The organism is Halomonas urmiana, assembly GCF_005780185.1.
In the GTDB taxonomy this organism is placed as follows: Bacteria; Pseudomonadota; Gammaproteobacteria; order Pseudomonadales; family Halomonadaceae; genus Halomonas; species Halomonas urmiana.
This window is the reverse complement of record NZ_VBUI01000006.1, coordinates 94,255-109,764: the sequence shown is the minus strand read 5'-3', so window position 1 is coordinate 109,764 and position 15,510 is coordinate 94,255. Positions and strand designations below refer to the sequence as shown.

Sequence of the window (15,510 nt, the reverse complement as noted above, 5' to 3'; positions counted from 1 at the left end):
ACGAAGTGCCCCTAGATCAGGAGAGATACAGTCCCGCAACCGTCAGCATTCGGAACCCGCCCAAATAGGTGCATAGAAAATACACCTTACAAGGTAGTCGTCAACGGCAAGGGGTCAAGCCGCCGCGGGGCTCTCCACCTCCCTGACCCACCCCCAGTCGTCGAATAATACGTAGAGTGCTGGGATCACCAGCAGCACCAGCAGGGTGGCGCTGAGCAGACCAAACACCACGGCGATCACCAGCGGCTTGATGGCATCCGCCTGGCTGCTGGTCTCGGCCAGCAGCGGCGCTAGGCCGGCGATGGTGGTGGTGGAGGCGATCAGGATGGCGCGCAGCCGGTCGCGACTGGCCTGGCCGGCGGCCGCTACCGCGTCCAGCCCCTGCTCGCGGTGGGACTTGATGAAGTGGATCAGCAGGATGGCGTTGTTGACCACGATGCCGGCCAGCGAGGCGGCGCCGATCAGCGAGGGCATGGAGAGGTAGTAGCCCATGATCACGTGCCCCCAGAGGGCGCCGATGAAGGCCAGCGGAATCGAGAGCATCACGATCAACGGCTCCACGTAGCTGCGGAACTGGAACGACAGGATCACGAAGATGCCCACCAGGCCGATCAGCAGGCCGCGGGCGATGGAGCCGCCGGTCTCGGCGGAGCTGGCCACCTGCCCCTCGAAGGTAACCGCCACCTGGGGATGGCGCCCCTCGAAGTCGGCCAGCCAGCCACTGTCGACGAGATCGTCGACGATGGCCTGCCCGCTGGCCTGACGGGCATCCACGTTGGCCTCCACGGTGACGGTACGACGCCCGTCGATGCGGGTGATACGCGCCCACTCGCGGCGCTCGGCGACGTCCGTGACCACCGAGAGCGGTACCCGACTGCCGTCGGGGAGCATCAGGGTCTGGTCGGCCAGGTCGTCGAGGCCGTCGCGGTCGGCCTCGGCCTGGCGCACCAGCACCTCGATCTCCTGCTCGCCGATACGCTGGGTATCGGCGATCTCGCCGAGCAGGCCGGCCCGCAGCTGACTCGCCACTTCCTCGGCGGTGAGCCCCAGGCCGTGGGCGCCCGATGCCAGGGAGTAGGCGCGCTGGGGCTTTCCGAGGCGCTGGTCATGCATGACGTTGTAGACCGCCGAATAGCCCTCGAGGCGCGTGGCCAGCTCGAGCGCCGCCGCCTTCATGGCCTCGAGATCCTCGCCGGTCAGGCGCACCTCCACGGGTACCCCGGCGGGGCCGAAGCCCGGTTCCTGGATGATCAGGCGCTGCACTCCCGCGATCTCGCCGATCGTCTCTCGCCACTCGGCGGTCAGCGCATCCAGGGTCAGGGTGCGGCGCTCGGCGGTGAGCAGGTCGACGCTGACCGTGGCGACGTGGGGGCCCGCCTCCCGGGCGCCGGGGTTGTGGTTGAAGCGCACCTGGATCGCCTCGACCAGCGCCGCGCCCTCGGGTTGCTCGGGGGAATAACGGGCGTCGAGCTCGCCCATGGCCGCCTCGACCCGCGCGGCCACCGCTTCGGTGCGCTCGAGCGGCGTGCCCTGAGGCATCAGGATGCGTGCCTCCAGCACGTCACCGTCGATGTCGGGCATCGCCTCGCTGCCGACGTGGCCACCGGCCATAAAGCCCACCGATCCGAGCATCACGGCCAGCACCGCCCCCAGCACCGCATGACGGAATCGGATCGCCCGGTCGGCCAGCCGCCCCACGCCCTCGCGGAAACGCTCGAAGCGGCGGTCGAAGGCGCTGCGAAAGCGGGAATCATGGCTCTGCTGTAGGTGTTTCACACTGTCCTTGAGACTGCCCTTGAGATGGTGGGGCAGGATCCAGAACGCCTCGATGAGGCTCGCCGCCAGGGCGGCGATCAGCACCACCGGCAGCACCTCCAGTACCGCGCCCAGCTCGCCGGCCAGGAAGGAGAGCGGCACGAAGACCGAGGCGGTGGTCAGAAAGGAGGACAGCACCCCGGGCAACACCTGACGGGTCCCCGCCACTACCGCCTCCAGCGGCGTGGCACCCTCCCCGGCGTGGGCGGCGATGTTGTCGGTGATCACGATGGCGTCGTCCATGACGATGCCGATGGCCATCAACAGTGCCACCAGGGTGATCATGTTGAGCGACAGCCCGGCGAGCCCCATCACCAGGAAGGCCCCCATGAAGGCCGCGGGCAGACCTAATACCGCCCACAGCGCCAGGCGCGGGCGGAAGAACAGGCTCATCACCAGCACCACCAGCGCCAGCCCCATGACACCGTTGGCCACCAGCATCTGCAGGCGGTCACGCACGATGCCGGTCATGTCCTGGGTCAGGGTCAGCGTAATGCCATCGTCGAAGCGGCGGCGCTCCGCCGCGATCAGTCCCTCGAGGCGCTCCTTCACCGTCAGGGAGTCGTCGCGCAGGCTCTTGCTCACCTCCAGCACCAGCGCCGGTTCGCCGTTGAAGCGAAGCTTCTCCTCCTCGCGCTCGCCGGTCTCGGTCAGGGTGGCGATGTCGCCCAGGGTCAGCTCGCCGCCGGCCGGATCGGACATCACCACCAGGCGCGACAGCTCGGCGAGCGAGCGGCGCTGGTCGGTGAAGCGCAGCAGGAGTTCGCGCTCGGGCGTCTCCAGGGTGCCCAGCGGCAGGTCCAGGCTCTGAGCCGAGATCCGCCGCGCCAGCTCGCGGGCCGAGAGGCCGTGCTGGCCGAGCACCTCGCCGGGCACCTCCACCTGCCACTGGCGCTGGGACATGCCGTGGATCGCCACGTCCGCCACACCGGGCAGCGCCATGATGCGCTCCTCCAGGCGCAGGGCGTACGCCTCGAGCTGGCCGGCGGGCATGTCGGATGACACCGCGACCGCCGCGACCGGGTCGCTGCGATGCAGCTCGCGTACCACCGGTGGGTCGGCCCGGGCTGGAAACTCGCTGATGGCACCGACCTCGGTGTCGATCTCGCCGAGAAAGCGCAGGGGATCGCCGCCGGCCTGCATGGTGGCGGTGGCGCTGGCCAGGTTGTCCTGGGCTACGCAGACGAACTCGTCGAGGAACTCCACCCCCTTCACCGCCTCGTGGAGGCGACGACATACGGCATCCTCCACGTCGGCGGCGCTGGCCCCGCGATAGACCACCTCGACGTTCACCTCCACCGGGCGGTAGTCGGGGAAGGTCTCGCGCTTGAGCGACGGGGCGGTGAAGAGACCGGCGGCGAGCAGCAGCACCAGCAGCAGGTTGGCGGCGGTGGGGTGGGCGGCGAACCAGCGGATCATGGCTGGGCCTGCTCGGCGACGCTCGCCTCCAGGGCCTCGTCACGACGTGGCTCAAGCGCCATCCCGGCGATCGCCGCGGGCAGGTCATCGACCACCACCCTATCGCCCGGCGCCAGACCGGACGCGATCACCGCCAGGTTGCCCTGCTCGAAGGCCACGCTCACCGCGCGCCGTTCGAGGCGATCCTCGGCATCCACCAGCCACACCTCACCCTGGTGCACCGCACTGGCCGGTATCACCAGGCGAGGCTCGGGACTGGGCGCGCTGAGCCGCGTACGCACATACATGTCGCGCTGCAGTGGCGGACGGTCCGGCGGCCGGGCATCGCGATAGGGATGCTCGACCCGCACCACGGCACGTACCGTGCGGGTGGTCGGGTCCAGGCCGCTGGCCACGCGCACCAGCTCCCCCGACCAGCCCACGCCCTCGGCGCCGGCCAGGAAGAGCTCGGCCTGCACCGCCGAGAAGTCCAGCCGCTCCGAGAGATCCAGCCCCTCGCCGGTGGGCGCCTCCGGCATGACCGCGCCCAGCAGGCGGCGCATCATGGCGATGGGAATGTGCGCCTCCACCTCGGCGGCCGCCAGGCTCTCGGCCTGGAACAGCCGCTGTCCGGTGCCGACGAACTGATGCAGCTCCACTTCCACCGCGGCCAGGCGCAGGTCGTAGGGCGCTTCGAAGCGGGTGTCAGCCAGGTCCTTGCGGGCCTGGGCCAGGCGCACGCTGGCCTGCTCGCGCTGCGCCTCGAGCACCTCGCGCCGCGCCGGCATCAGCGCCAAGCCGTCCTCCAGCGAGGCGACCGCCTGGCGCTGGCCCAGGGTGCTGCGGCGCTGCTCGTCACGCCGGGAGCTGGAGACCGAGCCGCTGGCCGCCAGGCGCTCGATGCGCGCCAGCTCCTGCTCGGCCAGGGCGAGCGCCTGCTGCTCAAGCGCCAGCAGGCGGCGGGTGTTCGCCTCCTCGGCCTCGAGCTGGGTCAGCTCGCCGGCCAGGCTCGCCAGCTCCGCTTCGGCCTCGGCGATGGCCAGCTCATAGCGGCTGGGATCCAGGGCCACCAGCAGGGTGCCCTCGGGCAGCAGTGTACCGCTCTCCAGTTCCGGGTGGCGCTTCACTACCCGCCCCGCCACGCTGGCCGTCGCCTGCCAGGTCTCGGCGGGGCGCGCCACGCCGTGGCCGCGCGCCTCCAGGCGCAGCGCCAGGGGGCGGACCTCGACGAACCTGACCGGGGTAACGGCGGCCGCCGCCTCCTGGCGCTCGGGAGTCTGCCGGTTGGCCACGAAGACCACCAGCAGCGCCACGCCCACGACGACGCCGATCAGCACCGCCAGTCCCCGCCCCAGCCGGCGTATCGCGGGCCTCATGCGTCACCTCCCGCATCCGCGCAAATGCCGTGTCGGTAGAGCTCGAAGGCCGCCGGCGCCCGGTCGACGATGCCCGCCACGTCGTCGGCGATCAGCGACTGCAGCACCAGCCCCTGGACGCAGCCGATGAATTGGGTCGCCGCCGCGTCCAGATCGAGCCCGGCTCGCAGCTGCCCCCGACGCCCGGCCTCCTCGAGCAGGCCAAGCAGGCGACGCCGATAGCGCTCCAGCAGCTCGCGCACCAGGCGGCTGGCGGCGGTGGGCCGCGGGTGCTGCAGCTGGCCCATCAGCAGCCGCGGCACCCCCGGATGCTCGGCGATGAAGGCCACGTGGGCCAGGAACATCGCCTCAAGCGCTTCCAGGGGGGCCTCGCTGCCCTCGGCGGCGGCGGCCACCCTCGCCATTACCCGCTCGGCGACCCAGGCCACCGCCGCCTCCCAGATGGCCTCCTTGCTGGCGAAGTGGCGAAACAGCGCCCCTTGGGTGACACCCATGCGGCGGGCGATGCGCCCGGTGGTCAAGGTGGCAGGCTCCTCACGGCCGCAAAGCTCGATAACGGCCTCCACGGTGCGCTCCCGACGCTCGTCGGCGGGGAGATGCTGGCGCTGCGACATGATCGAGCCTCAGAAGATAGTAATCAGTCACTATCTAGCACGGGGATGATGCCTCCGCCAGCGGAAAGCTGTCGCAGGATGACCTCGATCAAGGGGCAATGGAAAGGCTCAGCGACCGGGCTTCAGCCCCAGCCGCCGGGCCAGCTTGTGCAGGTTGGAGGGGTCCAGCTCCAGGCGCCGCGCGGCCGCCGCCCAGCGGCCGTCACAGGCCTCCAGGGCCTCGCGGATCGCCCGGCGCTGGGCCTGCTCCACCCTTGCGCGCAGGCTCGATGCGCCGAGCTGACCGGCGTGCTCCGACGCTTCCGGTGCGCGGCTCCCGCTTCCCTCGGGGACGGGCAGGTCAAGCCACTCGGGCACCAGGGTGATGATCTCGTCACGCCGCGCGCCGTGGCTCAGGGCCTTGATCGCCGCGCGGCTGATCACGTGCTCCAGTTCACGCACGTTGCCCGGCCAGGCATAGGCCAGCAGCATCTCCTCGGCATCCGGCGAGAGGCGTAGGCTGCGCACCCCCAGCCGGGTGCGGTTGATCTCCAGGAAGTGGCCGGCCAGCACCAGCACGTCGCTGCCCCGCTCGCGCAGCGGCGGTATCGCCACCGGATAGACCGACAGGCGGTGGTAGAGGTCGGCGCGGAAGCCGCCCTCGCGTACCGCCTCGGCCAGCTGCCGGTTGGTGGCCGCGATGATGCGCACGTCGACGCGCCGCGGGACATCCTCGCCCAGGCGCTGTACCTCGCCCTCCTGCAGGGCGCGCAGCAGCTTGGCCTGGACCGGCAGCGACAGCTCGCCCACCTCGTCGAGCAGCAGGGTACCGCCGTCGGCTGCCTCGAAGCGCCCGGCGCGCTCGGCGGTGGCGCCGGAGAAGGCCCCCTTCACATGGCCGAACAGCTCGCTCTCGGCCAGCGACTCGGGCAGGGCGGCGCAGTTGACCTGCACCAGCGGCGCGGCGTGGCGAGCGGAGCGACGGTGAAGGCGACGGGCGAAGAGCTCCTTGCCCACCCCGGTCTCGCCGCTGAGCAGCACCGGCAGGTCCACTCCCGCCACCACATCGAGTTCACGCAGCAGCCGTTGCAGTTCCGCGCTGTGGCCGAGGATATCGCGCGCCTCGGGCGCCGCCAGCGGCAGGCCGCTCTCCTGCTGGGCCATGCGCAGGGCGCGCAGGTCACGCTCCAGGCGGCTGACCCGCACCGCCGCCTCGACCAGCAGCGCATAGCGTTCCAGGGCCGCCCGGTCGGCGGCATCGAAGGTCCCGGCCTCCAGCGCATCCAGGGTCAGTGCCCCCCAGGGTTCCCCCTCCACGTGCAGGCTGATGCCCATGCAGTCGTGGACGTGCAGCGGCTGGCCGGGCTGCTGCTCCACCAGGCCATCGTAGGGGTCGGGCAGGCTGGCATCCGGCGGAAAGAGGGTGGTGCGCCGACTGGTGAGGATGATGGCGAGGCGCGGGTGCTGGGCCACCTCGAAGCGCCGTCCCAGCGCCTCGCGCACCAGGCCGTCCACGGCCAGCGGCACCAGGCTGCCCTCCTCCAGGCGCAGCAGGCAGACGGCGCCGCAGCGAAAGCCCTCGCGCAGGGTCCGCACCAGGCGCTGCAGGCGTACCGCACTGGGAAGGTCGGCGACCAGGTCCGCCAGCAGGGTCTCGTCGAGCATGGTGATATTCACCTTGAAGGGTTTTATCTACCCTAATCGAGTCGGGTACTTTTCACCATCCTGGCATCAATGCCCTATAAAACAGGCCGTTGGAAACTGGCACGCCGCTTGCTTTAGGTAGGCCGTCACCTATCTGACCAAGGAGCTCCTGCCATGAGCCTGATCGAACAGACCGTCGGCCGCACCGCCCTGACCCTGCCCGGCGCCACCCGGGTGTTCCGCGACCACAACATCGACTTCTGCTGCGGCGGCCGCATCAGCCTGCGCGAGGCCGCCGAGCGCATCGGCCTGTCAGCCCAGGCGCTGGTGAACGCGCTCGAGGCGTTGCCGGCCGGGACCAGCGACGAGCGCGACTGGCAGTCGGCCAGCAACGACGAACTGATCGAGCATATCCTGACCCGCTACCACGACGTCCATCGCCAGCAGCTGCCCGAACTGGTGCGCATGGCCCGTCGCGTCGAGCAGGTCCACGGCGAGCGCGACACCTGCCCCAACGGTTTGGCCGACCTGCTCACCACGATCCATCAGGAGATGGAGAGCCACATGCAGAAGGAAGAGCAGATCCTCTTCCCGATGCTTCGCCGGGGCATGGGCGCCCAGGCCCAGGGGCCCATCGCGGTGATGCGCCACGAGCACGACGACCACGGTGAACACCTCGAGCAGCTGGCGGCGCTGACCGACGACATCACCCCGCCCAAGGGCGCCTGCACCACCTGGCGCGCCCTCTATACCGGGTTGCGTGAGTTCCGTGACGACCTGATGCAGCACATCCACCTGGAGAACAACCTGCTCTTCGAACGCGCCGGCTGACCCCGGCCGGCGCCCAGCCGCGACGCACCGCCACCCGGCGGTGCGTCAAGGAGGCCACCATGAAAGCCATCGTTCTCGAACGCCTGCACGCCGACCACCATCGCTATGCGGCGCTGCTCTGCATCCTCGACCGCCAGCTGCATATCGCGGCCTGCGACGAACTCCCCGACTACCGGCTGCTGGCCAGGCTCTGCCACTACCTGACCCACCAGCCCGAAGAGTGGCACCACCCGGTGGAGGACGCCCTCTTCGCCCGCCTGGCCGGCTGCCATGCCCAGAGCGCCGAGCTGCTGGTGGTGCTCTCCGAGGAGCACCGGCGGATCACCCGCGATGGAAACGAGCTCGAGGCGACCTTCCGCCGCCAGGCGGATGACATGCCGGAGGAGGAGCTCGACGACAACCGGCTCAACCTGGCCCGCGCCTTCAGCGAGCTCTATCACCATCACCTGTACAGCGAGAGCCGCCACGTCTATCCGCTCATCGAGCGCTGTATCCCCGCCGCCGAGCTGGATGAGATGTCGCCCCGCATCCCGCTTTTGATCCCCGCCGAAGGCAGCCCCGGCTTCCAGGGGCTCTACCGGCAGATCGCCGATAACCACACCGGGCTGCGTCTCGGCCACGGCGAGCAGGCCGACTTCTGCCCGCTCTGCGACGCCAGGCCGGGGCCGCTTCCTGACCCGACAATCTGCTGACTCCACGGTATCGGCTCCCAGGGACATCTGCCCCTGGGGGCTTCCTGCATTCGCCTAGTCGCAACGGGTGCCGCGGTCGTAATGGAAGGTCATGAAGACGATGCCCGGCGTCATCACCAGCCGCCAGGCCAGCTCGACGTCGTCATCGAACTGCTCGTCGAAGGTGCGAACCGTGTCGATCAGGGTTTCGAGCCAGAGGTCATAGAGCGCCGGGGAGATATCGAGGTGGGCGCGATCGTGGCTGATCGCCACCTGCTGCAGGTAGTAGTCGGCATGGCTTGACACGTAGAACGTCAGCAGGTGATAGAACGACTTTTTCAGCATGGCCCGCTGGCGCGCCATGTCGGTATGGAGGAACTTCGCGGCGACGGCTGGCGAGGACGCAATAAAGCGCTCGTAGAAGGCCGCGAAGAACCCCCGCCCCTCGACCTCGCGGCTCAGCACCCGCACGTAGCTCTCGTCGAAGAGGCGTTCGATGTCCATGGCCACCCCGCATGGTGAACAGGCCTGATCACAGCCTAGGTCAGGCGCGCGCACACGCCACGGCCGGGGGCCGAACGGTGGGCAGGACATGATCTGGATCATGCCGGTGACGAATGCCGGCCCGGCATGACGCCCGTCAAGGGCGGGACCGGGAGGGTCGACTAGCATGGTCGAGTTTTCATCGAGAGGAGTCGCGCCATGGAGCTCGTCTGCCCCGCCGGCAACCTGCCCGCCCTGAAGCGCGCCGTGAACGAGGGCGCCGATGCCGTCTACTTCGGCTTCCAGAACACCACCAACGCGCGTCAGTTCGCCGGGCTCAACTTCACCGACAAGCGCGCCGGGGAGGGCATCGACTACGCCCACGCCCGCGGCAAACGGGTGTTCTGCGCCATCAACACCTATCCACAGCCGGACGGCTGGGCGATGTGGACCCGCGCCGTGGACCAGGCCGCCGAGCTCGGTGTCGACGCCCTGATCATGGCCGACATGGGGCTGCTCGACTACGCCGCCCGGCGCCATCCGGGCCTCGACCGCCACCTCTCGGTGCAGGGCTCGGCGACCAGCCACGAGGCGCTGCGCTTCTATCACGAGCAGTTCGGCATCAGGCGCGCGGTGCTACCCCGGGTGCTCTCCATCACCCAGGTCCGCGACCTGGCGAAGCAGAGCCCGGTGGAGCTCGAGGTGTTCGCCTTCGGCAGCCTGTGCATCATGGCCGAGGGGCGCTGCTACCTGTCGTCGTATCTCACCGGCGAGTCGCCCAACACCCGCGGCGTCTGCTCACCGGCGGCCCACGTGCGCTGGGAGGAGACGCCCCGGGGCCTGGAATCGCGCCTGAACGGCGTGCTGATCGACCGCTACGCCGAAGGCGAGCGGGCCGGCTACCCGACCCTGTGCAAGGGGCGCTTCGCGGTCGACGGCGAGACCTACCACGCCATCGAGGAGCCCACCAGCCTCAACACCCTGGAGCTGCTCCCGGAGCTTGCCGAGCTCGGCATCAGCGCAGTGAAGATCGAGGGTCGCCAGCGCAGCCCCGCCTACGTCTCGAAGGTGGCCGGCATCTGGCGCCAGGCCCTGGACCGCGTCGCGCGCGCCCCCGGCCACTTCCGCGCGGATCCCGCCTGGATGGCCGGCCTCGGCGAGCTCTCCGAGGGCGCCACCACTACCCTGGGCGCCTACGAGCGGCGCTGGAAATAGGAGGCTTCATGACCGCCACGACCCTGGAACTGAGCCTGGGCCCGGTGCTCTTCTACTGGACCCGCGAGGACTACGCCGACTTCTACCGCGCGGCCGCCGACTGGCCCGTCGAGACCGTCACCCTGGGCGAGTCGGTCTGCTCGCGGCGCCGCGACATGAAGCTCGATGACTGGCTGGGGATCGGCCGCGAGCTCGCCCAGAGCGGCAAGCGGGTGGTGCTGGCGAGCCAGACCCTGATCGAGTCCGAGGCCGACCTGCGCGACCTGCGAAAGCTCTGCGACAACGGCGAGTTCACTGTCGAGGCCAACGACCAGAGCGCGGTGCAGCGCCTCGCCGCCGCCGGGCTGCCCTTCGTCGCCGGGGCCGCGCTCAACCTCTATAACCCGGCCTCGCTCGCCGTGCTGGCGCGGGCCGGCATGCAAGGCTGGCAGGCGCCGGTGGAGATGTCCCGGGACGATCTCACCCGGCTGCTGACCGACTCCCGCGAGCAGGGACTCGAGCAGCCCTGTGAGGTCTTCGCCTACGGTCACCTGCCGCTGGCCTGGTCGTCGCGCTGCTTCACCGCGCGGCGCCACCAGAAGCCCAAGGACCGCTGCCAGTTCGTCTGCCAGCAGTATCCCGAGGGCCTCGCCCTGCGCTCCCAGGAATCGCGGGAGGTGTTCACCCTGAACGGCATCCAGACCCTCTCCGGCGCCTGCCAGGACCTGCGCCACGAACTGCCGACCATGGCCGAGATGGGTGTGGCGAGCGCGCGGCTGAGTCCGCGCGCCGAGGGCATGGCCGAGGTGGTCGTGGACTTCGATGCGGCCCGTCGCGGCGCGCTTCCCGCCCCCGACCCGCTGGCGCTAGTGGAGGCCGAGGTGTGCGACGGCTACTGGTACGGCCGCCCCGGCATGGACAACACTCGCGGCGTCGCCGCACCGTGAGCGAGCCGGGTCTGCACGGATCAGGCGCACACGATATCCGCCTGCCGCTGGCCGAGCTGGCCACCCTCGACACCGAGGCCTTTCCCGGCCGCCGTGCCGCGGTGATCCACCTCCAGGGCTGCCCGCTGCAGTGCGGCTACTGTGAGAACGGCCGCATGATAGCGCCGCGGCGCGCCCCCCCGGGGGAATGGGCGGCGGTCGAGGACTATCTCTCGGCGCGCCACGCCACCCTGGAGGCGGTGGTGTTCAGCGGCGGCGAGCCTACCCTGCACGCCGACCTGCACGCGGCTATCGCGCGGGTGCGGGAGCTGGGCCTGGCGGTGGGCCTGCACACCGCCGGCCCCTATCCTGAGCGCCTGGCCGAACTGCTGCCGTGGCTCGACTGGGTGGCCCTGGACGTCAAGGGCCGCGGGCGCGACGTCGACCGAATCTGCGGGCGCCGCGGCATCTGGCAGCCGCTGGCCCGCAGCCTCTCACTGCTGCTGGAGGGCGCAACGCCCTTCGAGTGTCGCACCACGGTGCACTGGCGGGACTTCACACTGGAGGACCTGGAGCGTCTGGCCATGACTCTGGCCGACTGCGGGGTGCGCCGCTACGCCATCCAGCTCGCCCGCCTGGAGCGCTGCCGCGACCCCGACTACTGCCTGCCGGTGGTCGGCGCTCCGTCCTGGGAGACCCTCGAGGCCCTGACCCGGCGCCTGCGCCCGCACTTCGAACGACTCGACCTGCGTCCCTGACATCTCACCTGTACTGACATCCTTCCCGGCAATCGATGAGACGCCGCCCGCCCCGGGCGGCGTCTCGGCCTGCCTGCAGGTCCCTCCACGCGCCCCGAGCGCGGCTTTGCTGACCTGGATCATGTCCCTCGCCGACTCGAGCGGTTAGCCTCCATACACCACATGTAGTGTTTTGGAACGATATTAATGTCATATATAGACAAAACCACGACCCCTCCCCGCTGCGACAGGGCGCGCGTCGATGTCGCCAGCACCGTCGATGAATACCTGCAGCGCGCCGACTGGCGTGTCCATGCCAACGCCAACCAGGGCTACTCCCTGGGCGGCCTGATCCTCAACGTCTCCGGCAAGCTGATCGCCAACTACTGGCTCGACGAGATCTATCCCGAAGCGGTCGGCCAGGCCCATCGCGAGGGCGACCTGCACATCCACGACCTGGACATGCTCACCGGCTACTGCGCCGGCTGGTCGCTGCGCACCCTGCTCATCGAGGGCTTCAACGGCGTGCCCGGCCGGGCCGAGAGCGCCCCGCCGCGCCACCTCTCAAGCGCCCTGGGGCAGATGGTCAACTTCCTCGGCACCCTGCAGAACGAGTGGGCCGGCGCCCAGGCCTTCAGCTCCTTCGATACCTATCTGGCACCCTACGTGCGTCGGGACGGCCTGGACTACCCGGCGGTCCGGCAAGCGCTCCAGGAATTCATCTACAACCTCAACGTGCCCTCCCGCTGGGGCAGCCAGACGCCCTTCACCAACCTGACCTTCGATTGGACCTGCCCGGCGGACCTGCGCGACCAGGTGCCGCTCATCGGCGGCGAGGAGCAGCCCTTCACCTACGGCGAACTGCAGGCCGAGATGGACCTGCTCAACCGCGCCTACCTGGAGGTGATGGCGGAGGGCGACCGCCAGGGACGGGTCTTCACCTTCCCCATCCCCACCTACAACATCACCCACGACTTCGACTGGGAGAGCGACAACGCCGAGCGGCTCTTCGCGCTGACCGCCAAGTACGGACTGCCCTACTTCCAGAACTTCCTCAACTCCGACCTGGAGCCACACATGGTGCGCTCCATGTGCTGTCGGCTGCAGCTCGACCTCAGCGAGCTGCTCAAGCGCGGCAATGGCCTGTTCGGCAGCGCCGAGCAGACCGGCTCGCTGGGGGTGGTGACGATCAACTGCGCGCGCCTGGGGCATCGTTTCGCCGGCGACAAGGCGGGACTCTACGCCGAGCTGGACCGACTGCTCGAACTGGGCCGCGACAGCCTGGAGATCAAGCGCGACTGCATCCAGCGGTGGATGGACGCCGGCCTCTACCCCTACAGCCAGCGCTACCTGGGCACCCTACGCAACCACTTCTCCACCCTGGGGGTGAACGGCCTCAACGAGATGGTGCGCAACTTCAGCGAGGATACCCACGACATCGCCGCCCCGGAGGGCCAGGCGCTGGCGCTCGAGCTGCTCGACCGGGTGCGCGACCGGATGCGCGACTTCCAGGAGCAGACCGGACACCTCTACAACCTCGAGGCCACTCCGGCCGAGGGCACCACCCATCGCTTCGCCCGGGAGGACCTGAAGCGCTACCCGGCGATCCTCCAGGCCGGCACTCCGGAGGCGCCCTACTACACCAACTCCAGCCAGCTGCCGGTGGGACACACCGACGATCCCTTCGAGGCGCTGCTCCATCAGGACCCGCTGCAGACCCGCTACACCGGCGGCACCGTGCTGCACCTCTACATGCGCGAGCAGCTCTCCTCGACGCGCGCCTGCCGGCAGCTGGTGCGCACCGCGCTGTCGCGCTTCCGGCTGCCCTACCTGACCATCACTCCGACCTTCTCGATCTGCCCGGTCCACGGCTACCTGGCCGGCGAGCATGAATTCTGCCCGAAGTGCGACGACGCCCTGCTGGCAGAGCAACAGGCGAAGGCCATCCAGGCCGGCGCCGAGACCCACTGAGCCCACCCAAGGAGATGCTCATGAACACGATCCAGACCCAGCGCGACACCCTACCCGCCGACCGTCGCCAGCCCTGCGAGGTATGGACCCGGGTGATGGGCTATCACCGCCCGGTCAGCCAGTTCAACCTCGGCAAGCGCAGCGAGCATCGCGAGCGCACCCCCTTCACCGAGCGCGCCGCCGCCCGCTGATCCTGAGCCGCCGGGGGGTCGCTCCCGGCGGCTTTCACATAGCCCTCACCACACCAGAGCCCCGCCATGGACGCACCCCGCGAGATTCGCCTACCAGTCGCCGGGTTGACCCGGCTGACCACCCTGGACTTTCCCGGCCGCCTGGCCGGCGTGGTCTTCCTGCAGGGCTGTCCACTGCGCTGCGGCTACTGCCACAACCCGCAGATGCTCGCCCCACGACGCGGCGAAACCGCGGAGTGGGCCGCGGTGCGTGACTTCCTCGAGGCGCGACGGGGGCTGCTGGAGGGGGTGGTATTCAGCGGCGGCGAGCCCGTCATGCATCGCGACCTCCCCGCGGCGGTGGACGAGGCCAGGGCGATGGGCTTCGCCGTGGGTCTGCATACCGCCGGCGCCTACCCGGAACGGCTGCGGACCCTGCTATCCAGGCTGGACTGGGTGGGGCTGGACGTGAAGGGCGAGGCGTCCCGGGTCGAGACGATCGTCGGGCGCCCCGGCATCGCCCCGCGGCTGGCCCACAGCCTCGACGTGATGCTCGAGGGCGACGTCGCCTTCGAGTGTCGCACCACGCTGCACGGGCGCGACTTCACCCTGGCCGACGTGGAGCGCCTGGCCCTGACGCTGGCCGCGCGAGGCGTGCGCCACTATGCGCTGCAGTTCGCCCGCCACGACCAGTGCCTGGACCCGCGCTACGCCGCGCCGGTGCCCGGCGGCCTCCCCCGGGTCGATCTCGAGGGGCTGGTCGAGCGGCTCACGCCGCGCTTCGAGACCCTGGTCTTGCGCGACTGAGCCCGCAGGGCAGATGCCATCAATGAAACGCCCCGGAGCGCGCTGCGTCCCGGGGCGTCTTTCTGGCCATGGCGGCCGTTCAGCTAATCCGGCTTGCGTTATCCACAGGGCCTTGGGCGGACTCGCTTATCCGCACTTGGACCAGCCGCAGCCGGCGTAGCAGGTGGGGCAGCCGTCCATCATGATCAGCTCGCCGTTGCACTCGGGGCAGTGGCCGACCACGGCGGGACCGCCGCCGCTGTGCTCCTGCGCCTGGCGCTCGGCCTGCTCGACCTCCTCCGGGGTGGGCGGATGCCAGGGCTGGCCGCTCGCCAGGCGCTGGGCGTAGCGGGCAACCAGCTCCTCCACCGGCACCTGGTGGCCGTCCTGGTCGAGGAAGCCGCGGCGATAGAGGATCTGCTGGATCGACCAGGCGATGGCCGCGACCTCGGAGTCGTGAAACACCGGTTTGCCCCAGCGGTTCATGCCGCAGCGCACCAGGCCCTTATCCCAGGCCACCTTGCGCAGGTCGGCCACCGCCTGGGTGACGTAGCCGCCCCGGGCGGCCAGCGACAGGCTGCGCATGGTCGCGGTGATCCACTGGTGCTCGCTGGAGAGCTGGCCGGAGGGGAAGAAGAACTCCACCGGGCGCTCGATCACCACCCGCTTGCCGTTGACCACGCCCTCCACCGGCATGAACGACACCAGCAGGTAGACCTTCTTGCGCCCCTCGGCACCGACGTAGGAGATCTTCTCCGATACGGCTTCCAGGGTGCCCTCGGGGCGCGAGGGGATGCGCACCGTGAGCGGGTTCTCCTCGGCCAGCGGCGGCGCTTCCACGGCCTTCTTGACGCTGTAGGACACGATCTTGGAATTGATCTCGACGGCCATCAGGAGGCTCCTCCGGAAAGTTTG

Annotated in this window: 14 protein-coding genes; 8 read left to right on the top strand and 6 right to left on the bottom strand. The window is 69.8% G+C overall.

Translation table 11 applies throughout. The features are described from left to right. Positions 1-114: 114 nt before the first annotated feature. From FEI13_RS05435 to norR, 4 genes are all read right to left on the bottom strand, one after another. Entirely contained in the window at positions 115-3,234 is a 3,120-nt protein-coding gene (locus FEI13_RS05435; RefSeq protein WP_138180143.1) for an efflux RND transporter permease subunit, read from the bottom strand. Further along, the gene (locus FEI13_RS05430) at positions 3,231-4,589 is read right to left on the bottom strand and encodes an efflux RND transporter periplasmic adaptor subunit (RefSeq protein WP_138180141.1); all 1,359 of its coding nucleotides are present in this window, start codon (positions 4,587-4,589) and stop codon (positions 3,231-3,233) included. The genes FEI13_RS05435 and FEI13_RS05430 overlap by 4 nt, the downstream gene beginning before the upstream one ends. Further along, a complete protein-coding gene (locus FEI13_RS05425; RefSeq protein WP_240036441.1) occupies positions 4,586-5,203 on the bottom strand; it encodes a TetR/AcrR family transcriptional regulator in 618 nt (205 codons plus the stop codon). Before FEI13_RS05425 ends, FEI13_RS05430 begins: the two co-directional genes overlap by 4 nt. Before the next feature lie 108 nt (positions 5,204-5,311). Next, on the bottom strand, positions 5,312-6,847 hold the full coding sequence (gene norR, locus FEI13_RS05420) for a nitric oxide reductase transcriptional regulator NorR (RefSeq protein WP_138180137.1): 1,536 nt from the start codon (positions 6,845-6,847) through the stop codon (positions 5,312-5,314). A gap of 153 nt (positions 6,848-7,000) precedes the next feature. Between norR and ytfE the strand changes: the two genes are divergently transcribed. Next, positions 7,001-7,657 carry an iron-sulfur cluster repair protein YtfE gene (ytfE, locus tag FEI13_RS05415; RefSeq protein WP_138180135.1) on the top strand — a complete coding sequence of 219 codons (657 nt, stop codon included), beginning with the start codon at positions 7,001-7,003 and terminating at the stop codon, positions 7,655-7,657. Positions 7,658-7,716: 59 nt separating this feature from the next. Further along, complete coding sequence (locus FEI13_RS05410; RefSeq protein ID WP_138180133.1) at positions 7,717-8,349, top strand: hemerythrin domain-containing protein; 633 nt, start codon at positions 7,717-7,719, stop codon at positions 8,347-8,349. A gap of 54 nt (positions 8,350-8,403) precedes the next feature. Here the strand turns inward: FEI13_RS05410 and FEI13_RS05405 are convergent, their stop codons facing one another. Next, on the bottom strand, positions 8,404-8,832 hold the full coding sequence (locus tag FEI13_RS05405) for a globin (protein WP_138180131.1): 429 nt from the start codon (positions 8,830-8,832) through the stop codon (positions 8,404-8,406). Between the two features lie 198 nt (positions 8,833-9,030). Between FEI13_RS05405 and ubiU the strand changes: the two genes are divergently transcribed. The 6 genes from ubiU to FEI13_RS05375 all read left to right on the top strand — a co-directional run bounded on the left by ubiU (position 9,031) and on the right by FEI13_RS05375 (position 14,616). After that, complete coding sequence (gene ubiU, locus FEI13_RS05400) at positions 9,031-10,026, top strand: ubiquinone anaerobic biosynthesis protein UbiU (protein ID WP_138180129.1); 996 nt, start codon at positions 9,031-9,033, stop codon at positions 10,024-10,026. Between the two features lie 8 nt (positions 10,027-10,034). After that, the gene (locus FEI13_RS05395; protein ID WP_138180127.1) at positions 10,035-10,952 is read left to right on the top strand and encodes a U32 family peptidase; all 918 of its coding nucleotides are present in this window, start codon (positions 10,035-10,037) and stop codon (positions 10,950-10,952) included. After that, positions 10,949-11,689: an anaerobic ribonucleoside-triphosphate reductase activating protein gene (locus FEI13_RS05390; protein ID WP_240036440.1), complete on the top strand. Its 741-nt coding sequence runs from the start codon at positions 10,949-10,951 to the stop codon at positions 11,687-11,689. The genes FEI13_RS05395 and FEI13_RS05390 overlap by 4 nt, the downstream gene beginning before the upstream one ends. A 186-nt stretch (positions 11,690-11,875) precedes the next feature. Then, complete coding sequence (locus tag FEI13_RS05385) at positions 11,876-13,639, top strand: ribonucleoside triphosphate reductase (protein WP_138180125.1); 1,764 nt, start codon at positions 11,876-11,878, stop codon at positions 13,637-13,639. 20 nt (positions 13,640-13,659) lie between these two features. Further along, a complete protein-coding gene (gene nrdD, locus FEI13_RS19635) occupies positions 13,660-13,830 on the top strand; it encodes an anaerobic ribonucleoside-triphosphate reductase (protein WP_138180123.1) in 171 nt (56 codons plus the stop codon). Positions 13,831-13,896: 66 nt separating this feature from the next. Beyond that, positions 13,897-14,616: an anaerobic ribonucleoside-triphosphate reductase activating protein gene (locus FEI13_RS05375; protein WP_138180121.1), complete on the top strand. Its 720-nt coding sequence runs from the start codon at positions 13,897-13,899 to the stop codon at positions 14,614-14,616. Positions 14,617-14,742: 126 nt separating this feature from the next. Here FEI13_RS05375 and FEI13_RS05370 read toward each other — a convergent pair whose 3' ends face one another. Then, positions 14,743-15,486 (bottom strand): ribonucleoside-diphosphate reductase, encoded by a 744-nt coding sequence (locus FEI13_RS05370; protein ID WP_138180119.1) that lies wholly within the window; start codon positions 15,484-15,486, stop codon positions 14,743-14,745. Between the last annotated feature and the right edge of the window lie 24 nt (positions 15,487-15,510).